This is a genomic window from Acidovorax sp. JMULE5 (genome assembly GCF_013376875.1).
GTDB classification, from domain to species: domain Bacteria; phylum Pseudomonadota; class Gammaproteobacteria; order Burkholderiales; family Burkholderiaceae_C; genus Acidovorax; species Acidovorax facilis.
Genome location: NZ_CP035951.1, coordinates 3245870 through 3270507, shown reverse-complemented (window position 1 = coordinate 3270507; position 24638 = coordinate 3245870). Strand labels below are relative to the sequence as shown.

Here is a 24638-nt window from a genome sequence, read left to right as displayed (position 1 = left end):
TTGCGACGGCTGTGGCGGCATGTACCGCTGTGGAGCGCTGACCATGCAGCGCCGCCGTGTCTTTGCTGCTGCTGCTTCGCTGGCGCTGACTGCGCTGCGGGTGCGTGCGCAGCCCGCATTTCCAACCAAGGCGCTGCGCATCGTGGTGCCCTTTGCGGCGGGCGGCGTGGGTGACCTCACTGCACGCGCCGTGGCAACGGGGCTGGCCGCGCGGCTGGGGCAGCCCGTGGTCATCGACAACCGCCCCGGCGCCGGGGGTGTGGCGGCTGCCGATGCGGTCGCACGCGCGGAGCCCGACGGGCACACGCTGTTCCTGCTGTCCAACGGCACGGCGGTATCCGCAAGCCTTTTCAAGTCGCTGCCCTACGACACGCTGGCCGACTTGGCTCCGGTCAGCACGCTGGGTTTCTTCGATATCGCGGTGCTGGTACCTGCCGATTCGCCCCACCGCACGCTGGCCCAGCTGCTGGCGCATGCGCGGGCCCATCCAGGCCAACTCAATATCGGCAGCATCAACATCGGGAGCACCCAGCACCTGGCGGCCGAGCTGTTCAAAAGCAGCGCGGCCATTGATGCGCAGGTGGTGCCGTTCAACGGCACGCCCGCACTCATCACCGCGCTGCGGGGTCGGCAGGTGGATGTGGGCGTGGAGATTCTGGGCCCCACCTTGCCGCAGGTGCGCGCCGGGGCGTTGCGCGTTCTGGCGGTCACGGGCGAGCAGCGCTCTGTGGTGTTGCCCGATGCGCCCACGGCGGTGGAGCTGGGCGTGAAGGGTTTTGTGGCCGCTTCATGGAACGCGCTGGCCGTGCCCTCGCGCACACCGCGCGCGGTGGTGGACCGGCTGCAGCGCGAGGTGGTGGCCACCGTGGCGACACCCGCTGTGCAGCATCAGCTGCGCGCGCTCAACGTCGAGCCCCGCACCTCCACGCCCGAGCAGGCCGCCGCCCTGCTCAAAGCCGACATCGACCGCTGGCGCGCCGTGATGGAGCGCGCGGGCATCCCCAAGCAATGAAACCTGATAGCACCATGCAGACCGAAGAGAACCCAGTCCTGCCCCCTGTCGACCGCGTGGACCGCCTGGGTATCGTCGGCTACGGCGAGGTGGGCCGCATCTTTGCAGCGGGCCTGCGCAAAGCCGGTGTGAGCGATCTGGCGGTATGGGACCTGAAGTTCATCGACCCTGCGAAGGGCCCCGAGCCGCTCGCCCACGTACAGGTGGCGGGCGCGGTTGCGGCCGACAGCGTTGCGGCCCTGTGCGCCGGGCGCCAGCTCATCGTGTCGGCCGTGACGGCTAGCAACACGCTGGCGGTGGCCGAGGCGGTGGCGCTGCACATTGCGCCTGGCGCGTTCTTTCTGGACCTCAATTCCGCGTCCCCCGGCACCAAGCAGCAGGCCGCCGCGTTGATCCATGCGCGTGGCGCCCGGTACGTCGAGGCGGGGGTGATGACGTCGGTGCCGCCCTATGGCATCGCCGTGCCCATGCTGCTCGGAGGCCCCCACGCCGCCACGCTGGCGCCTGTGTTGCACGGGTGGGGCATGGACGCCAAGCCGGTCAGCGACCAGCTGGGCGTGGCCAGTGCCATCAAGATGTGCCGCAGCGTCATGATCAAGGGGCTGGAGGCGCTGGTGATGGAGAGCTATGCAACGGCCCGCCACTACGGCGTGGAAGACCATGTGCTGCCCACCTTGGCCGAGACCTTTCCGTCCATCGACTGGCAAAAGCAGGGCAGCTACTTCTTCAGCCGCGTGGTGCAGCACGGCCAGCGCCGCGCCGAAGAGATGCGCGAGTCGGCCCGCACTGTGGGTGAAGCAGGCATGGCGCCGCTGATGGCATCAGCCATTGCCGACAAGCAGCAGTGGGTGGCCGACCTGGCGCGCGAAGGCATCTTTCAAGGTCTGCCCCAGGACGCGCGCTGGCAGGACTATGCGGATCGCTTGTTAGAAAGTTTGTCATCACCTGGGGCCGCGGGCTGACGCCTCGGTCCCTTTGATGGGCCTCTGCTCCAAGCCTGCTTGTACAGGCTTGGACGTTCCCGAAGAGCTGCCACCTCGGGCGGCTGCACCGGGGCGCGCAGCGCCTCAGGGGGGGCTCCTGTACAACGCTTGCAAGGTGCTGCGAATCAGCTCCGCCATCGCCTGCTGCGTGAGCGTGGCCGGGCGCTGCGAACTCACTGCCAAGAAGAGCTTGCTGCGCAGCCTTGCACTGTCCTCGCCATCCATGCTCGCACCCAGAATCGGCCGCGTAATGAACACCTCGGGCTTGCCCGACGTGGTGACCGCATTCATGGGCAGCACCGCGCAGCCCGCGCCATCGGCCACCAGGTCCAGGATGGCGGCTACACCGTCGATCTCCAGGCTGATCTGGGGGCGTTTGCCGCGCGCGGCCAGTTCCGATTCCACGAGCATGCGGATCGAGTTGGGGCGCGTGGGGATCACCAGCGGAAAGCGGGGCAGCTCGTCCAGCGGCAGGGGCGTGCGGGCCAGGGTATCGGCCTCCGCCTCGCTCTGGCCCACGGCGCGGCGCTGCACCAGAAACAGGTCTTCCTCCAGCAGAGCAGTGATCTCGATGCCCGGCGCAGGGGGCGTGTTGTAGAGCAGCGCAATGTCGAGCAGCCCTGTGGTCAGCGACTCGCGCATGGCCACCGACAGCCCTTCGCTGATGGCCAGCGCCGCATCGGGCAGCTTCACGCGGAAGGCGCGGGTCAGCGGCACGGTCAGCACCTTGGCAATGCTGGGCGGCAGGCCAATGGCCACACGCCCGGCGAGGGCGCCGCGCACGCGGCCCAGTTCTTCGCGGGCGCGCTCCACCTGGTGCAGGATGCCGCGCCCATGCTCCAGCAGCAGCTTGCCCGCCTCGGTGGGCGTGGCACCCCGGCCATTGCGCACCAGCAGGTTCTGGCGCAGCTCCACCTCCAGCAGGCGCACCTGGCGGCTCAGGGCGGGCTGGGCAATGTCCAGCACCACCGAAGCCCGGGTAAAGCTACCCAGCTCGGCCACGCGCACAAAGTATTCGATCTGCTTGAGGTCCATGGGGAATGCTCTCTGCTATTTGAATAGCTCCAAGTCAACGATCACGGAATGATATATCTGGTAGTGCCGGTGCCGCCTTCTTGTTTGGCCCTGCGCTGACCACAATCAGCGCCATGGAACCCCAGCGCACGCAACGCGCGGGCCACCCGCAGCCCGGCAGGAGACACAGCATGACCCCCCCAGAAATTCGCGGCATTTCGTCGATGGCCACGCGCCAGGTGCTGGCCGATCTGGTAGCCGGTTTTGCACAGCAATCGGGCACGCAGGCCGCCATCGAATCGGTGGGCGGCGTGGACGCGGCCAAGCGTGTGGCGGCCGGTGAGGCGTTCGACGTCGTCATCCTTGCCTCCGACGCCATCGACAAGCTTTTGGCTGCGGGTCACCTGCTGCCCGGCAGCAAGGTGGACTGGGTGCACTCCGGCGTGGCCGTGGCCGTGCCTGCAGGCGCACCGTTGCCCGACATCCGCACCGAAGAAGCAGTGCGCCAGGCCGTGCTGGCCGCGCCCAGCATCAGCCTGTCCACCGGCCCCAGCGGCGTGGCACTGGCCAAGCTGTTCGAGCGCTGGGGCATTGCCGAACAGATCGCACCGCGCATGGTGCAGGCGCCTCCCGGGGTGCCGGTGGGCTCGCTGGTGGCCAAGGGCGAGGTGGCGCTGGGCTTTCAGCAGCTGAGCGAGTTGCTGCATGTGCAGGGCATCCAGATCGTGGGCCCGCTGCCACCGGCCATCCAGATCACCACCACGTTTTCAGCGGGCATCGGCGCGTTGTCGCAGCAGGTGGATGCCGCGCATGCACTGCTGGCCTACCTGGCTTCGCCCGCTGCGGCCGAAGCCAAGCAAAAGCAGGGCATGACCCCTGCCTGACCGATCACAAGAACACCTTCCAGGAGCACCCAAAAATGAGCCTCATCATCGACTGCCACGGCCACTACACCACGGCCCCCAAGGCGCTGGAGAACTGGCGCAATGCGCAGATCGCCGGCATCAAAGACCCCGCGGCCATGCCCAAAGTGGCAGACCTGCACATCAGCGACGACGAGCTGCGCGAGTCCATCGAGACCAACCAGCTCAAGCTGATGAAGGAGCGCGGCAGCGACATCACGCTGTTCAGCCCGCGCGCCAGCTTCATGGCCCACCACATCGGCGACTTCAATGTGTCCAGCACCTGGGCCGCCATCTGCAACGAGCTGTGCTATCGGGTCTCCACGCTGTTCCCCGACCACTTCGTGCCCGTGGCCATGCTGCCGCAAAGCCCCGGTGTCGATCCCGCGACCTGCATCCCTGAGCTGGAAAAGTGCGTGCACGAATACGGCGCCGTGGGCATCAACCTGAACCCTGACCCTTCCGGCGGCCACTGGACCAGCCCCCCGCTGACCGACAAGCACTGGTACCCCATCTACGAAAAGATGGTGGAGTACGACCTGCCCGCCATGATCCACGTGAGCACCAGCTGCAACGCGTGCTTTCACACCACCGGCGCGCACTATCTGAACGCCGACACCACGGCCTTCATGCAGCTGATCCAGGGCGATCTGTTCAAGGACTTCCCCACGCTCAAGTTTTTGATCCCGCACGGCGGCGGCGCGGTGCCTTACCACTGGGGCCGCTTCCGGGGCCTGGCGCAGGAGATGAAGAAGCCGCTGCTGGACGACCATGTGATGAACAACGTGTTCTTCGACACCTGCGTGTACCACCAGCCCGGCATCGACCTGCTCAACACCGTGATCCCGGTGAAGAACGTGCTGTTTGCCAGCGAAATGATCGGCGCGGTGCGGGGCATCGACCCCACCACCGGCAATTACTACGACGACACCAAGCGCTATATCGAGGCGTCCAAGATCCTCAGTGCCGAAGACAAGCACCAGATCTACGAAGCCAACACGCGCCGTGTTTTCTCCCGACTCGATTCACGCCTGAAGGCAAAGGGGCTCTGACATGTTTGAACTTGGCGTTGTCTACCGCAACATCACCCGTGCCGACCGCGCAGCCGCTGACGGCCTGGCTGCCCTCGGCTCGGCTACCGTGCACGAGGCCATGGGCCGCGTGGGCCTGCTCAAGCCCTACATGCGCCCCATCTACGGCGGCCAGCAGGTCAGCGGCACAGCCGTCACCGTGCTGCTGCAGCCCGGCGACAACTGGATGATGCATGTGGCGGCCGAGCAGATCCAGCCCGGCGACATCGTGGTGGCAGCCGTCACCTCGGAGTGCACCGACGGCTATTTTGGCGACCTGTTGGCCACCAGCTTCCAGGCCCGTGGCGCCCGCGCGCTCATCATCGACGCCGGGGTGCGCGACGTGAAGACGCTGCAGGAGATGAACTTCCCCGTCTGGAGCCGCGCGATCAGCAGCAAGGGCACCATCAAGGCCACGCTGGGCTCGGTCAACATCCCCGTGGTGTGCGCCGGTGCACTGGTCACGCCGGGCGATGTGATCGTGGCCGACGACGACGGTGTGGTGTGTGTGCCCGCCGCCCGCGCGGCCGACACCCTGGCCGCCGCGCAAAAGCGCGAGAGCTTTGAGGGCGAGAAGCGCGCCAAGCTCGCCAGCGGCGTGCTGGGCCTGGACATGTACAACATGCGCCCCGGCCTGGAGAAGGCAGGCCTCAGGTACATCGACTGAACCCCGGTCTCAAGTCTTTTTGGCCTCTAGCGCTTATTCAATAAGCGCTAGTAGCTACTAATTTCATAGCTATCGTTTTTCTTCTGCTCTGTATTCCATGACGTTCTCTGTGTCTCCCTCTTTCCGTCTCCGCCGCACGTTGTCCCTGGCATTGGGCGTGGCCGCGGCCGCAGCTTTGGCGCCGCAATTCGCTGCCGCGCAGCAGTTCCCCACCAAGCAGGTGCGCATCATCAGCCCCTTCCCCGTCGGTGGCGGCCCCGACGGCGTGGCCCGCCTGGTGGCCGACAAGCTCTCGCGCACCTGGGGCACGGGCGTGATCGTGGAGAACCGCCCTGGCGGCAACGGCTTCATCGCCATCGATGCCTGGAAGCGCGGCGCCAAGGACGGCCACGACCTGCTCATCCTGGACAACGTGCACCTGGCCGCCTACCCCAGCCTGTTCAAGAAGCTGCCCTACGACGTGGCCAAGGACTTCGACACGCTGCTGCCGCTGTTCAAGACGCATTTCTTCTTCACCGTGGGCACGGGCAGCAAGTACAAGACCGTGGGCGACATCGTGGCCGATGCCAAGGCGCGCCCCGGCAAGCTCAACTACGGCAGCTGGTCGGTGGGCAACCCGGTGCACCTGGGCTCGGAGCTGTTCGAATCGGCCACCGGCACGCAGATGGAGCATGTGATCTTCAAGGAGACCACGCAGCTCTACACCTCAGTCTCCACCGGCGAGATCGACTTTGCGCTGGGCAGTGCCGCCACTGCAGGCCCGCTGTACCGCGCGGGCAAGCTGCGCCTGCTGGCGTTTGCAGGGCCCCAGCGCTCGGCCGAGTTCCCCGACGTGCCCACCGTGGCCGAATCGGGTGGCCCCAAGGACTTTGCCGTCACGGGCTGGAACGCCATTGCCGTGCCGCCCGGCCTGCCCGCTGCCGTGGCCGACAAGATCCGCAAGGACATCGAACAGGCCCTGACCGGCCCCGAAGTGGCCGAGAAGTTCAAGACCTTTGGCTACGAGCAGTTCCCCACCTCCCGCGCCCAGTTCAACCAGTTCGTCAAGGACGAGAGCCAGCGCTTTGGCGACGTGATCCGCAAGGCCAACGTGTCCCTCGACTGATCTGCGAGCCTGCAAAAAAACCAAGGAGTACGCGCATGAGCGAATTCACAAAAACCCCTGGCTGGCTCGACTGGTACGCGGGTCCGAGCAAACCCCGGTTCCAGGTGCCTGCCGGTGCGGTGGACGCGCATTGCCACGTGTTCGGCCCCGGGGCCGAGTTCCCGTACGCCGCCGAGCGCAAGTACACGCCCTGCGATGCCAGCAAGCACCAGCTGTACGCGCTGCGCGACCACCTGGGTTTTGCCCGTAACGTGGTGGTGCAGGCCACCTGCCACGGCGCGGACAACCGCGCCATGGTCGATGCGCTGGTGCACTCGGGCGGCAAGGCGCGTGGCGTGGCCACCGTCAAGCGCTCGGTCAGCGATGAAGAACTGCAGGCCATGCACGCGGCCGGTGTGCGCGGCGTGCGCTTCAATTTCGTCAAGCGCCTGGTGGACTTCACGCCCAAGGACGAGCTGATGGAGATTGCCGCGCGCATCCACAAGCTGGACTGGCACGTGGTGATTTACTTTGAAGCGGTGGACCTGCCCGAGCTGTGGGACTTCTTCACCGCCCTGCCCACCACCGTGGTGGTGGACCACATGGGCCGCCCCGATGTGAACAAACCGGTGGATGGGCCGGAGTTCGAACTGTTCCTGAAGTTCATGCGCCAGCACCCCAACGTGTGGAGCAAGGTGAGCTGCCCCGAGCGCCTCTCTGTGACCGGCCCCAAGGCCCTGAATGGCGAGCAGAACGCCTACACCGACGTGATCCCCTTCGCCCGCCGCGTGGTGGAAGAGTTCCCCGACCGTGTGCTCTGGGGCACCGACTGGCCCCACCCCAACCTCAAGGACCACATGCCCGATGATGGCCTGCTGGTGGACTTCATCCCGCACATCGCAACGACACCGGAGTTGCAAAAGAAGCTGCTGGTGGACAACCCCATGCGCCTGTACTGGCCCGAAGAAGTCACCGTGGAGGACTGACACCATGTCGCTCGATAAACCCTACCTGGACGTGCCCGGCACGACCATCTTTGATGCGGAGCAAAGCCGCAAAGGCTACTGGCTCAACCAGTTCTGCATGAGCCTGATGAAGGCCGAGAACCGCGTCCGCTTCAAGGCCAACGAACGTGCCTACCTGGACGAATGGGCGATGACCGAAGAGCAGAAGCAGGCCGTGCTGGCGCGCGACCTGAACTGGTGCATTCGCCTGGGCGGCAACATCTACTTCCTGGCCAAGATCGGCTCGACCGACGGCAAGAGCTTTCAGCAGATGGCGGGCAGCATGACCGGCATGACCGAAGAGGAATACCGCAACATGATGATCAACGGCGGCCGCAGCGCCGAAGGCAACCGCTACGTGGGCGAAGATGGCGACGCTCAGGCCCACCGCCAGCCGCAAGGTAGCGCGGGCAAGAAAGGAATTTGACGATGGCCAAAATCACCGCCTCCGTGTTCACATCGCATGTGCCAGCCATTGGCGCGGCTATGGACCTGGGCAAGACCCACGAGGACTACTGGAAGCCCGTGTTCGCGGGCTATGACTTTGGCAAGCAATGGATCAAGGACCACAAGCCCGACGTGATCTTCCTGGTCTACAACGACCACGCCACGGCCTTCAGCCTGGACCTGATCCCCACGTTCGCCATCGGCACCGCAGCCGATTACGAAGTGGCCGACGAGGGCTTTGGCCCGCGCCCCGTGCCCAAAGTGGTCGGCCACCCCGACCTCGCCGCACACATTGCACAGTCGGTCATCCAGCAGGACTTTGACCTCACCATCGTCAACAAGATGGCCGTGGACCACGGCTTGACCGTGCCCCTGTCGCTGATGTTTGGCGAACAAGACCCCGTGAAGGGCGCCTGGCCCTGCCCGGTGATCCCGTTCGCCGTCAACGTGGTGCAGTACCCCGTGCCCAGCGGCCGCCGCTGCTACAACCTGGGCCAGGCCATCCGCAAGGCCGTGGAGAGCTATGACGAAGACCTGAACGTGCACATCTGGGGCACGGGTGGCATGAGCCACCAGCTGCAGGGGCCGCGCGCAGGCCTCATCAACAAAGAGTTTGACAACGCCTTCCTCGACAAGCTCATCAATGACCCCGAGGCCGCCGCCAGCATTCCGCACATCGACTACGTGCGTGAAGCGGGCAGCGAGGGCATCGAGCTGGTGATGTGGCTCATCGCGCGTGGCGCGATGGCCGACGTGGCCGGTGGCAAGCCGCCGAAGCTGGCGCACCGCTTCTACCATGTGCCCGCGTCCAACACCGCCGTGGGCCATCTGATTCTTGAGAACACGTAAAAGGACACACACCATGACCATCAAAGTCGCACTCGCAGGCGCCGGCGCCTTCGGCATCAAGCACCTGGACGGCATCAAGAATATTGACGGCGTCGAAGTCGTCTCCCTCATCAGCCGCGACCTCGCCAAGACCCAGGAAGTGGCCGACAAGTACGGCATCAAGCATGTCACCACTGACCTGGCCGACAGCCTGGCCATCAAGGAGGTGGACGCCGTCATTTTGTGCACACCCACGCAAATGCACGCCAGCCAGTCCATTGCCTGCCTGGAAGCGGGCAAACACGTGCAGGTCGAGATTCCGCTGTGCGACATCCTGGCCGATGGCGAGAAGGTTGTTGCCCTGCAAAAGCAGACCGGCCTGGTGGCCATGTGCGGCCACACCCGCCGCTTCAACCCCAGCCACCAGTACGTGCACAAAAAGATCACGGCGGGCGAGTTCAACATCCAGCAGATGGATGTGCAGACCTACTTCTTTCGCCGCACCAACATGAACGCGCTGGGCCAGGCGCGCAGCTGGACGGACCACCTGCTGTGGCACCACGCTGCCCACACCGTGGACCTGTTCGCCTACCAGGCCGGCAGCCCCATCGTGAAGGCTAATGCCATCCAGGGCCCTATCCACCCCACGCTGGGCATTGCGATGGACATGAGCATTCAGCTCCAGGCCGCCAACGGTGCCATCTGCACGCTGTCGCTCAGCTTCAACAACGATGGCCCGCTGGGCACCTTCTTCCGCTACATCGGCGACACCGCCACGTACATCGCCCGCTACGACGACCTGGTGAATGGCAAGGAAGAAAAGATCGACGTGAGCAAGGTCGATGTGAGCATGAACGGCATCGAGCTGCAGGACCGCGAGTTCTTTGCCGCCATCAAGGAAGGCCGCGAGCCCAACGCCAGCGTGGCGCAGGTACTGCCTTGCTACCAGGTGCTGCACGACCTGGAGCTGCAGCTCAACGCAGGCTGATTTCAAGCCAAATAAGCTGCTAGCGCTTATCCATCAAGCGCTAGCAGCTATGTATTTAATAGCTTAAAGGGGCGTGCTGCTTCACCCCTTCAAAGCCGCTTTGTTCTCGATGATGCGCGAGACCAGGCCGTAGTCCACCGCTTCTTCGGCCGACAGCCAGTGGTCGCGCTCGATGTCGGCCAGCACCACCTCCAGCGGCTTACCCGTCTGCAGGGCTATGGTGCGCGCGATGCGCTCGCGGGCTTTCACGATCTCACGCGCCTGGATGGCAATGTCACTGGCCGGGCCACCTGCGCCGCCGCTGGGCTGGTGGATCAGAAAGCGTGTGTTGGGCAGGCAGAACCGCCGCTCGCGCGGCGCGGCCAGGTACAGGTGCGTGGCCGCGCTGCCCACCCAGCCAGTGCCAATCATGTTCACCGGCGCGGTGATGAAGCGCACCAAGTCATGCATCGTGTCGCCCGACTCCAGGTGCCCGCCGGGCGAGCTCACCAGCATGTCGATGGGCTCGGCGCTCTCGGCATCCAGCGCAATCAGCCGCCGCGCCACATCGGCGGCCAGGGTGTCGGTGATGGTGCCGAAGACCAGCAGGGTGCGGGCCTTGAAGGCCTTTTCTTCCAGGTACGACGTGCGCGGCTCGGCGCCTTGGGCGGAGGATGGGGGGGTTGTGTCTGGCGTGTCCATGGGGGCAGGTCCTTGAAAAGAGTGACAGGACTGCCATGACGAACGAGACACGCCGGGCGTGACATTTCTCCGCGCTTGCACATTCAGGTTGGCACTGCATCGCGGACCCACTGGCCCGCACTGCGCCTCTTCGATTGTTCAGCCAGCGGCCACGCGCTGCCCCGGCGCGATGGTGGGTGGCGCCGCATTCAGCGTCTCGATCGCAAACCCCGCCGCCGCCTTGTAGCGCGCCATGAAGCCTTCGCGCTCTTCGCGCGGCAGCACGTCGTCGATGTGGTCGAACACCCCGCCGCAGCGTTCGTCCACCAGCCCCAGCAGGCCAAAGGGGCCGGAGCCCCGGTTGCGCAGCACCAGCGCCGAGATGTCCTTGCACAGCTGGTCGTCATAGGCACGCAGCGCCTGCGGGCCCACGCCCTGCGCAATCAGCTGTGCGCCCAGCACGCGCGAATCCACGATGGCCTGGCTGGCACCGTTGGAGCCCACGGGGTACATCACATGCGCCGCGTCGCCCAGCAGCGCCACGCGGCCGTCCACCCAGGTGGGCACGGGGTCGCGGTCGATCATGGGGTATTCAAAAATGTCCTTCGCACCCCGCAGCATCGCGGGCACGTCCAGCCAGCTGTAGTTCCAGCCATCAAAGTGGTGAGCGAATTCCTCCAGCTCCACACGCCGGTTCCAGTCGCCCTGCTGCCAGCCGCCCTGGTTGTCCACCGTGATCTCGGCGATCCAGTTGATGGTGGCCAAGCCCGTGGCCGGGTCGGGCGGTGTGATGGGGTAGAACACCACACGGTGCCGCAGCGAGCCCACGCCCACAAACGAAGCGCCCGTTCGCACAGGCACCCCCGGCGTGGTGCCGCGCCACATGATGGCACCGCCCCACTGGATGGGCGGCTGCGCGGGGTGCATCTGCGCCCGCACGGCCGAGTGCAGGCCATCGGCGGCGATCAGCAGCGATCCGTCCACTTCCCGGCGTTCACCATCGCGTGTCTCGATGATCGCCGTCACACCGTCGGCATCTTGCCGGTAGCCCACCACCCGCTGCCCCAGTTGCACGGCGTCGTCGCCCAGGCGTTCTCGCACGGCGTTGAACAGCATCATCTGCAGCTGCCCCCGGTGTACCGAATACTGCGGCCAGTGGTAGCCCGCCTGCAGGCCGCGTGGCTCGGCGTACACCTCGTTCCCATTGCGGCCCACCAGCGCCCATTCGCGCGCCTGCAGGCCAATCGTGTCCAGCACCTCGTTGCCAAACCCCAGGTCGTGCAGCTCCCGCACAGCGTTGGGCTGCAGGTTGATGCCCACGCCCAGCGGCTGCAGCTCGGGCACCGATTCAAAGACGACGCAGGGAACGCCGATTTGGTGCAGGGTGAGGGCCGTGGCCATGCCACCAATGCCGCCACCGGCGATCAGGACGGGGCGGGCGGAAGAGAGGGGTGAAGTAGTAGTAGGTGCGCCAGACATGCCGAGATTGTCCATGCAATGGCGGGCGGAGCTTGTCGCGGACGCCGCAGGCGAATGTGGCGCTGGTGCATGCCGGGTGCGGGGGCTTGCAGGCTGGGAGCGCCCCCTCAGCAAGCCATTCTTGTCAGGCGTAGGTATCGACGTTGTTGCCCAGCCCAGCGGGTTGATTCTTTGCGGATACGGCCTTCTGCTGCTGTGCGGCACTGGCCGCAGCGCCTTCGGCTTTCGCTGCCTGGGCCCGTTGCTGCTCTTGCTGTTGCGCGCGCTGTATCGCCGTGATCTGGGCTTGCACCATCTGGATCTGGGCCTGCAGCAACTTGGCCTTCTGTTGCTTGGCCTTGGCATCCATGTCGGAGCTGGCCACGCCCTTGAGCTGCTCGGTCAACTCGCGCAGCTGCTTTTGCAGCTTGGCGATGTCGCTGCTGCCATTGGACGAAGAGACCGGGCCGGTGGTGGAGGTGGTGCTGGCAATTTGCATCCCTGGTTATCGGCAAGGCGCCGGGAAAGTTGACCGGCCGCCCCCTCGCGCTGCGGTCTGTTGAACGCCGTCAACCCATGTGACGGAGGTAGTGACAACACCCTGCGTGTCATTGCCTGCCGATGTGCGGCCTGCGGCAGCCTGTGGCACCATGCCCCGATGCAGAACGATGAACACCTGATGGCGTTGGTGAACGCCAGCCGCAGCACCTTGCTGCGTGCCGCCACGCGCCTGTTGGGCCCGGTCGAGGCCGAGGACGCCGTGCAGGACGCCTATGTGCGCGCGCTGGAGTCCAACGCCACAACGCTCAATGCCGCCCAGGCCTGGTTGCTGACGGTGGTGCGCAACCTGGCCATTGACCGCTTGCGGCGGCGCCAGTGGATGGCGCAATGGTTGGCCGAAGCGATGCAGACGGCGCAGGGCGATGCCGCCAGCACGGTTGCACCCTCGGCGGAGGCCGATGCCGCGCTGGCGCAGCAGGCCACGCTGGCACTGCGGCGGCTGGCAGAGTGCATGACGCCCACGGAGGGCGCTGCGGTGCTGCTGCATGCGGTGTTCGAGGCCAGCCACGCCGAGCTGGCGCAGGCCAGTGGCCGGACGGAAGCGGCCAGCCGCCAGCAGCTGCGCCGCGCGTTGCTGCGCCTTCGGCAGGCTCGGGAAGGCGACGACGCCCGCCATGGCGATGGGCGCGATGAACCCAACGGCGCCGACCCTGCAGTGCTGCGCCTGTACCTGCAGTCGCTGCGATCACGGGACCCTCAGGCACTCTGGGCTCTGCTGCGTCAGCCGCCCGTGAGTGCGTTGGCTATGCATGGCTCCGTGCAACCCACGCCACCGCCTGCCTCGCATGCACCGGCCACGGTGGGTGGTGTGGTGCAGGTGGGTGGGCAGTTGGGGCTGGTGCTCACTCTGGATGGCGTGACACTTTGCGTGGTGCCGCTGGGGCCGCATGCCGAGCAAGCGCAAGAAGCCGTGGTGGCCTAACCTGCGCAGCCGCAGTGGCAACCGCCGGGAAGATGGCACGAAGCAAGGAGGTTTCCCGCACCATGACACAGCCGCCCACGCCCACATTCTTTGCCACCCCGAAGGCGTTCCGCCAGTGGCTGGAGCGCCATGCAGACAGCGCGCCGGAGTTGCTGGTGGGCTTTCACAAGGTGGGTTCGGGCCGCCCCAGCATGGGCTGGTCGGAGTCGGTGGACGAAGCCCTGTGCTTTGGCTGGATCGATGGCATCCGGCGGCGCATTGACGAGCACACGTATTCGATCCGCTTCACCCCGCGCAAGCCTTCGTCCATCTGGAGCGCGGTCAACATCGCCAAGGTGGAGCAGTTGCAGGCGGCAGGCCGCATGACCCCTGCTGGGCTCGCGGCCTTTGCCCACCGAAAGGCGCACAAGTCGGCCATCTATTCCCACGAGCAGGCGGCAGTGGTCGAGCTGCCGGCGTCGCTGCAGCGCGCCTTCCAGCGCAACAAGGCCGCGTGGCGGTTCTTTCAGGAGTCCACGCCACCCAGCTATCGCAAGAGCATGCTGCACTGGGTCGCATCCGCCAAGCGCGATGCGAACCGCGAGGCACGGTTTGCGGAGTTGGTGGCCGCCTGCGCTGCGGGTGAGCGCATTGAGCTGTGGGCAAAGCGGCCATCGGCCGCAAAATCTTAGGCCCTGTACCCAAGCCCAAGCCCAAGCCCGAGCTACCCGCTGGATTGCCGCGCTTGCCGTAAGCTCGCGGCATGCAACAAAGAAACCTTGGACCTTTCTCCGTCTCGGCCATTGGCCTGGGCTGCATGAACCTGTCGCACGCCTATGGCGCGCCGGTGTCTGCCGAGCAGGGCGAGCGCGTGCTGCTGGCTGCACTTGATGCGGGCGTGACGCTATTCGACACCGCCACGCTCTATGGCTTTGGAGCCAACGAAACCCTGGTGGGCCGTGTGATGAAGCAGCACCGCAGCCGCTTCACGCTGGCCAGCAAATGCGGCATGCAGGGGGTGGATGTGGCGGGTGACGGCAAGCTGGTGCGCGTGATCGACGGGCGGCCCGATACGCTGCGAAAGACCTGCGAAGACAGCCTGCGCCGCCTGCAGACCGATGTGATCGACCTGTATTACCTGCACCGCTGGGACAAGAGCGTGCCGATTGAGGAAAGCGTGGGCGCACTGGGCGAGCTGGTGCGGCGCGGGCACATTCGCACTGTGGGGCTCTCCGAGGTGTCTGCTGCCACGCTGCGCCGCGCGCATGCCGAGTTCCCGATCACGGCGGTGCAGACCGAGTATTCGCTGTGGACGCGCAACCCCGAGATTGCCGTGCTGGACGCCTGCCGCGAGCTTGGCGTGGCCTTTGTGGCGTTCAGCCCGGTGGCGCGCGGTTTCTTGTGTGGCGGCTTGACCGATGTGAGCACGCTGGACGCCAAGGACATCCGCTGTGCCATGCCGCGTTTTGCACCCGAGGCGTATGCGGCCAACCTGAAGCTGCTCGATGGCTACCAGGCGATTGCACGCGATGTGGGCTGCACACCCGCCCAGCTGGCCCTGGCGTGGCTGCTGCACCAAGGTGAGCACATCATCCCCATCCCAGGAACCACGAACGTGGAGCATCTGCACGACGACCTGCGTGCCGTGAACGTGCGACTGGATGCGGCCACCATGGCGCGTCTGGGCGCGCTGATCAATGAGCGCACGGTGGTGGGCAACCGCTACAACGCCCAGAGCGCGCGCGAAGTGGATACCGAAACGTTTGAAGACCGCGCGGCGTAAGCGGCGCGGTCTTTGACGCGTTCATTGATATAGGCCTCAGAAACCGGCGTGGCTCAAGCCAGTGGCCGCCGCGCAAGGGCCGCCAAGCCGCACGGGCTGCGCTTCGCTAGCGTGCGATGGCGGCGTCCCCTACCCGCAACGCGCAGCGGTGCGAGAGCGGGGGCAGGCGCGTGGCGCCTCAGGGGGTGTCGCTTTACCTGCCGCGCAGGTTGCCCTTGTCATCGGCGATCACGATCTCCACGCGGCGATTCATCGCACGGCCTTCGGGCGACGCGTTGTCGGCCACGGGGTGGGCCTTGCCGTAGCCGCGTACAGTGATGCGGCTGGTGTCCACACCGCGCTGCACCAGCGCGTCGCGCACGGCTTGGGCGCGGCGGTCTGACAGGTCCTGGTTGTAGCTGTCGCTACCCACGCTGTCGGTGTAGCCCTCGATCAGCAGTTTGCGGTCCGGGAACTGCTTGAGAAAGTTGGCCAGCTTGTCCAGACGCGGGCCGGCCTGGGCGGAGAGCTCGGCCTTATTGAAGGCAAACAGCACATCGCCCAGGGTGACCAGCAGGCCGCGTTCGGTTTGCTGGGCCTCGAGTTCGCGCAGTTGTGCTTCGAGGGTGCGCACACGGTCTTGTGCGGCGTTGGCCTGGGCCATGGCGGCCGTGGCCTGGGCCTGTTGTTGGGCCGCACGTTGCTCTGCGCTCATCGCCTGTTGTTGTGCTTGCTGGGCGCGCAGGCGGGCTGCGTCAGCCTCTTGGGTGCGGGCCTGCAGGCGGATGCGGTCGGCTTCGCTGCCCGCTTGCTGGATGTTGGCATCCAGCTGGCGCGCGCGGGCCGCGTTGGTGGCGATCTCGGCGCGTTGGCGGGCGATGTATGCCAAGTGGTTGGTCTCGGACGTGTCGCGGTCATCGGCCCACACGCGGTCGGCCTTGGCGAGTGCGTCGGTGGCTTGCTTCAGTTCGAGCTGCGCGTACTGGTTGACGGCCGGGTCTCCTGCAGCGGTGCTCACTGCGGTACGGGCCTCTTCCAGCGCGGGCGATGGGGTGGTGCTGGCGCAGGCGGCCAGCAGGCCTACGGCAATCAGGCTGGTGCACAGGGCGGTGGTTCGGTGAAAAAAGCGATGCATGGTCAGGTGTTCCTTGAAATGGGGGGAGGTCAATCGCGGGGCCTCAACGGTGTTGGGCGTGAGTCGAAGCCAGGTTGGGCGCTAGGGCTTCAACGTCTGGCGCTGGCCTAGCGCGGCGACCGGCGGTTGATTTCTTCTTGCAGCGCTCGGATGCCGTCTTGCACTTGCGTCAGGTTGGCGGCATTGCTGGCGGCGTCGGCGCGGGTTTCGGCCACGCGGGCATCTACCTCGGCCTCAGCGGCCAGGCGGCGCGCGGCCACATAGTCCTTTTCAGCCATGGCTTTTTCGGCCTGCATGAGCTTCTCGCGCGCTTGTTGCAACTGCACGGGGGCGCTGGTGGCTACAGCCGGGGCAGCCGCAACGCGGTTCACGGTGGTGCGGCTCACGGCCATTTGCTCGGTGGGGGCGGGGGTGGAGGAACAGGCGGCCAGTGCGCCCAGTGCGAGTGCCGCTGTGGCGGTGCGGATCAGTGCGGATGAATGCATGGTGTGGGGGACTCCTGTGGAGGTTGTGCGATGTGCCGCACCGAGGTTTCGGGCGGGCAGCCAGGGGGTGTTCTGGTGTTGATGCATTGTTGGGGCCCGCGCGGCACCGGGGCGTAGGCCCTGCCTCTGTATTGCTGTGGGGCATGTCTTACGAACACTTGCAAACGGGGGTCAGACCAGCGGCGCATTAGCCGTTGCCTGATCAACTGCGGAACTCTGACTTCCACGGGGTCTCGATCAAGGACGTTGCGCACCTCAGCGCGCCATTGCGGGGCTGAAGCGCCCTGCATGGCCGAGGTCACGGGTCGACCCCGTGTATCAGCCCCGCCCCCGCGCGCCCCATCCCGTCACTGCACCACGAAGAGGAGAGTCCCCGCATGCAGCCATCCACCTTTATGACCTGGGTCCAGGAGACCACCTTTGCCGGCGTGCCGTTGTGGAGCCTGTGCGTGGCCCTGGCAGCCACCACGGCCACCTATGCAGCCATCCTTGTGGTGCTGCACCTGCTGACCCGCCGCGCCAAGGTGTGGGCCACGCAGTCGCACAGCGGCATGGCGCTGACCATGGTGGATGTGCTGGAAGGCACCAGCCGCACACTGATGCTGGTGGTGGCTCTGCTCGTGGGCGCGAGCCTGCTGGACCTGCCCGGCCGCTGGGAGAGTCGCCTGAGCCAGCTGTGGTTTGTGGCCGTGGCGCTGCAGATGGGCCTGTGGGGCATGCGTGCCATTGGCATTGGCGTGCGCCGCTATGTGGAGCGGCACTCGTCCAGTGGCATGACGCAGGTCAGTGCCTCGGCCACGCTGATGTCCTGGGGGCTGCGCACGCTGTTGTGGAGCGTGGTGCTGCTGGCCATCTTGTCGAATGTGGGCGTGAACATCACGGCCTTCATCGCCAGCCTGGGCGTGGGCGGCATTGCGGTGGCGCTGGCGGTGCAAAACATCTTGGGAGACCTGTTTGCCTCGCTCGCCATCGCGGTGGACAAGCCGTTTGAGGTGGGCGACTTCATCGTGGTGGGCAACGTGTCGGGCACGGTGCAGGTGATTGGTCTCAAGACCACACGCATCCGCAGCCTGCAGGGCGAGCAGATCGTGATGTCCAACACCGACCTGCTCAAGCAGACCATCAGCAACTTTCGCATGCTGGAGCGGCGGCGCATCGTGTTCACGTTTGGCGTGGCCTATGACACCACCCCCGAGCAGGCTGAGGCCATTCCGGGTGTGGTGCGCAAGCTCATCGAAGCCCAGCCGCAGCTGCGTTTTGACCGCGCGCATTTCAAGGCGTTTGGCGCCAGTTCGCTCGACTACGAGGTGGTCTATATCGTCGAAGACCCGGCTTTCAACGTGTACATGGACCTGCAGCAGTCCATCAACCTCGGGCTGCTGCGCGAGTTCAAGGCCATGGGCGTGGAGTTTGCTTTCCCCACCCGCACGGTGCACATTGCAAGTGCTCCAGGGCAGGTGCCGGGGCCTGCGCCGCTGGCTGTGGCGGCCTCAGCAGCGGCAGCTCTTGGGGGTGGTGACCGTTGAATGCCAGGTGCTCCGTACCTGCTATGCGCGGAGGGCGGGCAAAAAAAAGCCGGTGGCCTTGGCAGGCGACCGGCTTGAACAGGGTAGTTGCTACTAGCGCTTCTTCATCTTCAAAGGGAAAACTTTTCAAGACCTGCGCAAACAGGCCTGAGTCCGCCGTTGCGTTCCGGGGACAAGCATGGCGCCTGATCCCCTTTTGCGCAAGTCGTACTTACTTGGATACCACGCGCACCATTTCCAGGCACTTGTTCGAGTAGCCCCATTCGTTGTCGTACCAGCTCACGACCTTCACGAAGGTGCCGTCCAGGGCAATGCCAGCGTCGGCATCAAAGATCGAGGTGCGGGTGTCGCCACGGAAGTCGGTGGCCACCACCTTATCTTCGGTGTAGCCCAGAACGCCCTTCAGGGCGCCTTCGGACTGGGCCTTCATCTCGGCCTTGATTTCATCGTAGGTGGCAGCCTTGTCCAGTTCCACCGTCAGGTCCACCACCGACACGTCGGAGGTGGGTACGCGGAAGGACATGCCGGTCAGCTTCTTGTTCAGCGCAGGGATCACCACGCCCACGGCCTTGGCAGCGCCAGTGCTGGAGGGAATGATGTTTTCCAGAATGCCACGGCCGCCGCGCCAGTCCTTGTTCGAAGGGCCGTCCACGGTCTTTTGCGTGGCGGTGGCGGCGTGCACGGTGGTCATCAGGCCGCGCTTGATGCCCCACTTGTCGTTCAGCACCTTGGCCACGGGAGCCAGGCAGTTGGTGGTGCACGAGGCGTTGGAGATGATGGCTTGGCCCGCGTAGGTGTCGTGGTTCACGCCGAACACGAACATGGGGGTGTCGTCCTTGGAGGGGGCCGACAGGATGACCTTCTTGGCACCAGCGTCCAGGTGCTTCTGCGCGGTGACCTTGTCCAGGAACAGGCCGGTGGATTCGATCACCACGTCGGCGCCGACTTCGTTCCACTTCAGGTTGGCGGGGTCGCGCTCTTGCGTCAGGCGGATCTTCTTGCCGTTGACGACCAGGGTGTTGCCCTCGACCGAGACTTCGCCCTTGAAGCGGCCATGCACCGAGTCGTACTGCAGCATGTACGCGAGGTACTCGGGCTCCAGCAGGTCGTTGATGCCCACGACTTCGATGTCGCTGAAGTTCTGGATGGCCGAGCGCAGCACGTTGCGGCCGATGCGGCCGAAGCCGTTGATACCAATCTTGATCGTCATAGGGAGCCTCTTCAAAGTTGCAAAGTCGAAATCGGGAATCTGCCACCGCGCGCCCGCTGGTAGCGGGGCACAGCGGGCAGGAGAAGTTTTAGCGGGCCTTCTTGGCGGGCTTCAGACGTGCGGCGCCGATGGCGACCAGCACCGCATCGGCCACGTTTTCTTCGGTGAAACCGAAGTGCTTGAACAGCACGGGCGCAGGGGCCGATTCACCGTAGGTGTCGATGCCCACCACGGCAGCGCAGCCGTATTTCCACCAGCCGTCGGTCACGCCCATTTCCACGGCCACGCGGGGCACGCCGGCGGGCAGCACGCTGCTCTTGTACTTGGCGTCTTCGCGGTCGAAGGTGGTGGTGCTGGGCATGGAGACCACGCGCACGCCGATCTTCTTGTCGGCCAGCAGGCGCTGGGCCTTGAGGGCCAGTTGTACTTCAGAGCCGGTGGCGATGATCACGGCCACGGGCTTCTTCTTGATGCCCACGTCGGCGGGTTCGGACAGCACATAGGCGCCGCGCGAGATGTCGCCCAGGTCGCGCTTGGGCGCGTAGGGCAGGTTCTGGCGCGACAGGGCCAGCACGGTGGGCTTGTTGCGGTTGGAGAGGGCCACGCTCCAGGCCACGGCGGTTTCGGCCGTGTCACCGGGGCGCCAGACGTCCAGGTTCGGGATCATGCGCAGGCTGGCCACATGCTCGATGGACTGGTGCGTGGGGCCGTCTTCGCCGAGGCCGATGGAGTCGTGCGTGAACACATGGATCACGCGCTGCTTCATCAGCGCGGCCATGCGGATGGCATTGCGGCTGTAGTCGCTGAACGTGAGGAAGGTGCCGCCGTAGGGGATGAAGCCACCGTGCAGCGCCACGCCGTTCATGATGGCGGCCATGCCGAATTCGCGCACGCCGTAGTTGATGTGGCGGCCGCCCACGCCAGCCTCGTTCTTCACCACGTTGCCCTGCATGTCAAAGCGCAGGTTGGGCGTGCTCTTGGTGTTGGTGAGGTTGGAGCCGGTCAGGTCGGCGCTGCCTCCCAGCAGCTCGGGCAGTGCTGCGGTGAAGGCTTCCAGTGCCAGCTGGCTGGCCTTGCGGCTGGCCACGGTTTCGCCCTTGGTGTGGGCGGCCACCACGGTGTCCACGGCCACCTGGGCAAAGTTGGCGGGCAGGTCGCCGTTCATGCGGCGCGTCAGCTCGGCAGCCAGCTCGGGGAAGGCGGCGGTGTAGGCGGCAAAACGCTCGTTCCAGGCGGCCTCAAAAGCTTGGCCGTTGGCCTTGCAGTCCCAGCTGGCGTACACGTCTTCGGGGATCACGAAGGGTTCGCTGGCCCAGCCCAGGGCTTCGCGGGTCAGCGCGATTTCTTCGGCGCCCAGGGGTTCGCCGTGGGCCTTGGCGGTGTTGGCGCGGTTGGGGCTGCCCTTGCCGATGTGCGTCTTGCACACGATCAGGGTGGGGCGCTCGGTCTGCTTCTTGGCTTCTTCGATGGCGGCGGCCACCTTGTCAGCATCGTGGCCGTCGATGGGGCCAATCACGTTCCAGCCGCTGGCCACAAAACGCAGGGGGGTGTTGTCGGCAAACCAGGGAGCAACCTGGCCGTCGATGCTGATGCCGTTGTCGTCGTACAGGGCGATCAGCTTGTTCAGCTTCCAGGCGCCGGCCAGGGACACGGCTTCGTGGCTGATGCCTTCCATCAGGCAGCCGTCGCCCAGGAAGGCGTAGGTGTGGTGGTCCACCACGGCATGGCCTTCGCGGTTGAACTCGGCGGCCAGCAGCTTTTCAGCCAGCGCAAAGCCCACGGCATTGGTGATGCCCTGGCCCAGCGGGCCGGTGGTGGTCTCGACGCCAGCGGTGTAGCCCACTTCGGGGTGGCCGGGCGTCTTGCTGTGCAGCTGGCGGAAGTTCTTCAGCTCGCCAATCGGCAGGTCGTAGCCCGTGAGGTGTAGCAGCGCGTACAGCAGCATCGAACCGTGGCCGTTGGACAGCACAAACCGGTCGCGGTCAAACCACTGGGGGTTGGTAGGGTTGTGCTTGAGGTGGCGGCTCCACAGCGCCACGGCCATGTCGGCCATGCCCATGGGGGCGCCGGGGTGGCCGGAGTTGGCTTGTTGAACGGCGTCCATGGCCAATGCGCGGATCGCATTTGCCATCTGTTGGGATTGCTGGGTGTTGGCCATGGGGGGGGGTTCAGGGTGGGTGATTCGGGGGAAACCCGGCATTTTACCGGGGCGGCTTTCGCCCACCTGAATTCGCAGGCTGCAAGCCGGAAGCCCGGTGGCAATGCACTACAGTGCGGGCCATGCAAGGACTGCACCTCACCGCCGATCTCCATGGCTGCCGCTGCGCACCTGCCTGGCTGCTGGACGCCGCCGCCCTGGGCCGCGCCTGTACCGATGCGGTGCACGCCGCCGGGCTGCAGCCCGTGGGGCAGTTGTTTCATGAATTTCCGGCCACGACGCATGGCCCTGGCGGAGTAACTGCTACTGTTTTGCTAGCAGAATCCCACCTGTGCGTGCACACATGGCCCGAGCAGCGCGCGGTGACGCTGGATGTGTATGTGTGCAACTTTGGTGCCGACCATTCGGGCAAGGCGCGGGCGCTGATGGACGCGCTCCTGGCCCTGTTCGACCCCACCACGGTGGAGCGCCACGCGCTGCAGCGGGGTGCTGTGAACGAGGTGGCAGCATGAGTTCTAGTGCCGCCTCCCATCACCAGGTACCCGCGTTGCTGCTGGCCGCCGGCCGTGGCGAGCGCATGCGCCCGTTGACCGACACCACCCCCAAGCCTCTGCTGCCGGTGCAGGGCCAGCCACTGCTGCAGTGGCACTTGGCGGCGCTGCAGGAGGCGGGTGTGGAGCAGGTGGTGATCAACACCGCGTGGCTGGGGGCGCAGATCAGCGACCATTTTTTAGGTGTTTTTGGCCTCCAGCGCTTGATGGATAAGCGCAAGCAGCTATCAATTTCATACTCGCGCGAAGGCGTGGACTTTGGCGGTGCGCTGGAAACCGCCGGTGGCATCGCGCGCGCGCTGCCCCAGCTGGGCCCCGTGTTCTGGCTGGCGGCAGGTGATGTGTTTGCCCCCGACTTCGTGTTCGACAGCGCCGCCGTGGCGGCCTTTGAAGCCAGCCACCACCTGGCCCACCTGTGGCTGGTGCCCAACCCCGCCCACAACCCGCGCGGCGACTTTGGCCTGTCGGCAGACGGGCTGGCGCTGAACCTGCCCGCCGACGACCCCGCGCCACGCTACACCTACAGCACCATCGCCCTGTTGCGCGTCGAGCTGTTTGCAGCGCCGTGGTGCGACATTCCGCCCGGAAACCCCAGCGGCATCAAAGCCCCGCTGGCACCGCTGCTTCGCCGTGCAATGGACAATGGCCGCGTCAGTGCGCAGCTCTACACCGGCCGCTGGACCGATGTGGGCACGCCCGAACGGCTGGCCGAACTCAACTTCTTTTCTTCCAACGCGCCATGAACACCACCGTGCCTGCCTCTGTCTACGCCCAGCGCCGCGCGCACCTGGCTGCCCAGCTGGGCCCCGGGGGTATCGCCATCATCCCCACGGCGCTGGAGCGCCCGCGCAACCGGGATAGCGACTTTCTGTTCCGGCACGACAGCTACTTCTATTACCTGACGGGCTTCACCGAGCCGGGTGCCTGTCTGGTGCTGGCCCATGATGGCCGCAGTACGCTGTTTTGCCAACCTAAGGACCTGGAACGCGAGATCTGGGACGGCTACCGCCTCGGCCCGGCCGCCGCCCCCGCCGCATTGGGCGTGGACGCCGCGCATTCGATGGCCGAGCTGGACACCAAGCTGCCGCGCCTGCTTGAAAACACGGGCTGCGTCTGGTATCCGTTTGCCACACACAGCGGCCTGGCGGCGCGGGTGGAGGGCTGGCTCAACGTGGTGCGCGGCCGTGTGCGCTACGGCGCGCTGTGCCCCGCAGAGCAGAAGGACCTGTGCACGCTGCTCGACGAGATGCGCTTGTTCAAGGACGCGCATGAGCAGGACATCATGCGCCGCGCCAGCGCCATCAGCGCAGAGGCCCACATCCGCGCCATGCAGCGCTCGGCCCGCATGCTGCGTGCCGGGGAGGATGTGCGCGAATACCACCTCGATGCCGAGTTGCTGCACGCGTTTCGCGAGGCGGGCTCGCAATACCCGGGGGGGGGGCGGCGGGGGCGGGGGGGGGGGGGGGGGGGGGGGGGGGGGGGGGGGGGGGGGGGGGGGGGGGCGCGAGGCGGGCTCGCAATACCCGGCCTATAGCTCCATCGTGGCGGCGGGCGCCAATGCCTGCGTGCTGCACTACCGGGCCGATACCGCGCCCGTGTGCGATGGCGAGCTGGTGCTGATCGACGCGGGTTGCGAGCTGGGCAGCTATGCCAGCGACATCACGCGCACCTTCCCCGCCAACGGCACATTCACCGGCCCGCAGCGTGCGCTGTATGACCTGGTGCTGGCCAGCCAGGATGCCGCCGTGGCCGCCACCAAGGCGGGCGCACGCTTCAACGACCCGCACGACGCCACGGTGGCCGTGCTGGCGCAAGGCATGCTGGACCTGGGCCTGCTCGACAAGAACAAGGTGGGCACAGCGCAGGACGTGATCGACAAGCGCGCTTACTTCCAGTTCTACATGCACCGCACCAGCCACTGGCTGGGCATGGACGTGCACGACTGTGGCAGCTATGTGGAGCCGGGCGAGGTGGGCCAGGTGAGCGAGCGCAAGGACCCCCTTTCGGGCGAGACGATTACCAATCGCCCCAGCCGTGTGTTGCGCCCGGGCATGGTGCTGACCATCGAGCCCGGCATCTATGTGCGCCCCGCCGAGGGCGTGCCCGAGCAGTTTCACAACATCGGCATCCGCATTGAAGACGATGCCATCGTCACGGACACGGGCTGTGAACTGATCACGCGCGGCGTGCCCGTGAAGGCCGACGAGATCGAAGCCCTGATGCGCGCCTGAA

Annotated in this window: 24 protein-coding genes and 1 pseudogene; 17 read left to right on the top strand and 8 right to left on the bottom strand. The window is 66.0% G+C overall.

What is annotated here, in order from left to right:
* The first annotated feature begins 43 nt into the window (after positions 1–43).
* On the top strand, positions 44–1012 hold the full coding sequence (locus EXV95_RS14890) for a tripartite tricarboxylate transporter substrate binding protein (RefSeq protein ID WP_176887438.1): 969 nt from the start codon (positions 44–46) through the stop codon (positions 1010–1012).
* Positions 1009–1974: an NAD(P)-dependent oxidoreductase gene (locus EXV95_RS14885; RefSeq protein ID WP_176887437.1), complete on the top strand. Its 966-nt coding sequence runs from the start codon at positions 1009–1011 to the stop codon at positions 1972–1974. The genes EXV95_RS14890 and EXV95_RS14885 overlap by 4 nt, the downstream gene beginning before the upstream one ends.
* 105 nt (positions 1975–2079) lie before the next feature.
* Here EXV95_RS14885 and EXV95_RS14880 read toward each other — a convergent pair whose 3' ends face one another.
* On the bottom strand, positions 2080–3030 hold the full coding sequence (locus EXV95_RS14880) for a LysR substrate-binding domain-containing protein (RefSeq protein WP_055398484.1): 951 nt from the start codon (positions 3028–3030) through the stop codon (positions 2080–2082).
* A 170-nt stretch (positions 3031–3200) separates the two neighbouring features.
* Here EXV95_RS14880 and EXV95_RS14875 point away from each other — a divergent pair, with 170 nt between their 5' ends.
* The 8 genes from EXV95_RS14875 to EXV95_RS14840 all read left to right on the top strand — a co-directional run bounded on the left by EXV95_RS14875 (position 3201) and on the right by EXV95_RS14840 (position 9999).
* Complete coding sequence (locus EXV95_RS14875) at positions 3201–3893, top strand: substrate-binding domain-containing protein (protein ID WP_176887436.1); 693 nt, start codon at positions 3201–3203, stop codon at positions 3891–3893.
* 35 nt (positions 3894–3928) lie between these two features.
* Positions 3929–4963 (top strand): amidohydrolase family protein, encoded by a 1035-nt coding sequence (locus EXV95_RS14870; RefSeq protein ID WP_176887435.1) that lies wholly within the window; start codon positions 3929–3931, stop codon positions 4961–4963.
* A gap of 1 nt (position 4964) precedes the next feature.
* Positions 4965–5648, top strand: coding sequence for a 4-carboxy-4-hydroxy-2-oxoadipate aldolase/oxaloacetate decarboxylase (gene ligK / locus EXV95_RS14865; RefSeq protein ID WP_176887434.1), 684 nt, complete (start codon positions 4965–4967; stop codon positions 5646–5648).
* 97 nt (positions 5649–5745) lie between these two features.
* A complete protein-coding gene (locus tag EXV95_RS14860; RefSeq protein ID WP_176887433.1) occupies positions 5746–6753 on the top strand; it encodes a tripartite tricarboxylate transporter substrate binding protein in 1008 nt (335 codons plus the stop codon).
* A gap of 35 nt (positions 6754–6788) precedes the next feature.
* Positions 6789–7718: an amidohydrolase family protein gene (locus EXV95_RS14855; RefSeq protein WP_176887432.1), complete on the top strand. Its 930-nt coding sequence runs from the start codon at positions 6789–6791 to the stop codon at positions 7716–7718.
* 4 nt (positions 7719–7722) lie between these two features.
* The gene (gene ligA, locus EXV95_RS14850; protein WP_055398479.1) at positions 7723–8163 is read left to right on the top strand and encodes a protocatechuate 4,5-dioxygenase subunit alpha; all 441 of its coding nucleotides are present in this window, start codon (positions 7723–7725) and stop codon (positions 8161–8163) included.
* A 2-nt stretch (positions 8164–8165) separates the two neighbouring features.
* Positions 8166–9032, top strand: a complete 867-nt coding sequence (locus tag EXV95_RS14845; RefSeq protein WP_121508264.1) for a class III extradiol dioxygenase subunit beta — start codon at positions 8166–8168, stop codon at positions 9030–9032.
* Positions 9033–9045: 13 nt separating this feature from the next.
* Entirely contained in the window at positions 9046–9999 is a 954-nt protein-coding gene (locus tag EXV95_RS14840) for a Gfo/Idh/MocA family oxidoreductase (RefSeq protein WP_176887431.1), read from the top strand.
* A gap of 81 nt (positions 10000–10080) precedes the next feature.
* Here the strand turns inward: EXV95_RS14840 and EXV95_RS14835 are convergent, their stop codons facing one another.
* The 3 genes from EXV95_RS14835 to EXV95_RS14825 form a co-directional block, all read right to left on the bottom strand.
* Positions 10081–10680 carry an ATP-dependent Clp protease proteolytic subunit gene (locus EXV95_RS14835; protein ID WP_176887430.1) on the bottom strand — a complete coding sequence of 200 codons (600 nt, stop codon included), beginning with the start codon at positions 10678–10680 and terminating at the stop codon, positions 10081–10083.
* A 138-nt stretch (positions 10681–10818) separates the two neighbouring features.
* Positions 10819–12138, bottom strand: coding sequence for a flavin-dependent oxidoreductase (locus EXV95_RS14830; RefSeq protein WP_176887429.1), 1320 nt, complete (start codon positions 12136–12138; stop codon positions 10819–10821).
* Between the two features lie 124 nt (positions 12139–12262).
* Positions 12263–12616, bottom strand: coding sequence for a FlxA-like family protein (locus tag EXV95_RS14825; RefSeq protein WP_176887428.1), 354 nt, complete (start codon positions 12614–12616; stop codon positions 12263–12265).
* A gap of 159 nt (positions 12617–12775) precedes the next feature.
* On the opposite strand from EXV95_RS14825, the gene EXV95_RS14820 reads away from it, so the two are divergent.
* The 3 genes from EXV95_RS14820 to EXV95_RS14810 all read left to right on the top strand — a co-directional run bounded on the left by EXV95_RS14820 (position 12776) and on the right by EXV95_RS14810 (position 15362).
* Positions 12776–13600, top strand: coding sequence for a sigma-70 family RNA polymerase sigma factor (locus EXV95_RS14820; protein WP_176887427.1), 825 nt, complete (start codon positions 12776–12778; stop codon positions 13598–13600).
* Positions 13601–13662: 62 nt separating this feature from the next.
* Positions 13663–14271, top strand: coding sequence for a YdeI family protein (locus EXV95_RS14815; protein WP_176887426.1), 609 nt, complete (start codon positions 13663–13665; stop codon positions 14269–14271).
* A 71-nt stretch (positions 14272–14342) separates the two neighbouring features.
* Positions 14343–15362, top strand: coding sequence for an aldo/keto reductase (locus EXV95_RS14810; RefSeq protein ID WP_176887425.1), 1020 nt, complete (start codon positions 14343–14345; stop codon positions 15360–15362).
* A 193-nt stretch (positions 15363–15555) separates the two neighbouring features.
* On the opposite strand, the gene EXV95_RS14805 is transcribed toward EXV95_RS14810, so the two are convergent.
* Together EXV95_RS14805 and EXV95_RS14800 are read right to left on the bottom strand one after the other, a co-directional pair.
* A complete protein-coding gene (locus tag EXV95_RS14805; protein ID WP_176887424.1) occupies positions 15556–16476 on the bottom strand; it encodes an OmpA family protein in 921 nt (306 codons plus the stop codon).
* A gap of 107 nt (positions 16477–16583) precedes the next feature.
* Positions 16584–16961, bottom strand: coding sequence for a DUF4398 domain-containing protein (locus EXV95_RS14800; RefSeq protein ID WP_055398468.1), 378 nt, complete (start codon positions 16959–16961; stop codon positions 16584–16586).
* 377 nt (positions 16962–17338) lie between these two features.
* Between EXV95_RS14800 and EXV95_RS14795 the strand changes: the two genes are divergently transcribed.
* On the top strand, positions 17339–18487 hold the full coding sequence (locus tag EXV95_RS14795; RefSeq protein WP_176887423.1) for a mechanosensitive ion channel family protein: 1149 nt from the start codon (positions 17339–17341) through the stop codon (positions 18485–18487).
* Between the two features lie 211 nt (positions 18488–18698).
* Here the strand turns inward: EXV95_RS14795 and gap are convergent, their stop codons facing one another.
* Complete coding sequence (gene gap / locus EXV95_RS14790; RefSeq protein ID WP_121421498.1) at positions 18699–19697, bottom strand: type I glyceraldehyde-3-phosphate dehydrogenase; 999 nt, start codon at positions 19695–19697, stop codon at positions 18699–18701.
* A gap of 88 nt (positions 19698–19785) precedes the next feature.
* The gene (gene tkt / locus EXV95_RS14785; protein WP_176887422.1) at positions 19786–21855 is read right to left on the bottom strand and encodes a transketolase; all 2070 of its coding nucleotides are present in this window, start codon (positions 21853–21855) and stop codon (positions 19786–19788) included.
* Between the two features lie 122 nt (positions 21856–21977).
* Between tkt and EXV95_RS14780 the strand changes: the two genes are divergently transcribed.
* The 3 genes and pseudogenes from EXV95_RS14780 to EXV95_RS14770 all read left to right on the top strand — a co-directional run bounded on the left by EXV95_RS14780 (position 21978) and on the right by EXV95_RS14770 (position 24637).
* A complete protein-coding gene (locus EXV95_RS14780; RefSeq protein WP_176887421.1) occupies positions 21978–22367 on the top strand; it encodes an S-adenosylmethionine decarboxylase family protein in 390 nt (129 codons plus the stop codon).
* A complete protein-coding gene (locus EXV95_RS14775; protein WP_176887420.1) occupies positions 22364–23149 on the top strand; it encodes a nucleotidyltransferase family protein in 786 nt (261 codons plus the stop codon). Before EXV95_RS14780 ends, EXV95_RS14775 begins: the two co-directional genes overlap by 4 nt.
* Positions 23146–24637, top strand: a pseudogene (locus EXV95_RS14770) (aminopeptidase P N-terminal domain-containing protein). The gene EXV95_RS14775 and the pseudogene EXV95_RS14770 overlap by 4 nt, the downstream one beginning before the upstream one ends.
* The last annotated feature ends 1 nt before the right edge of the window (position 24638 follow it).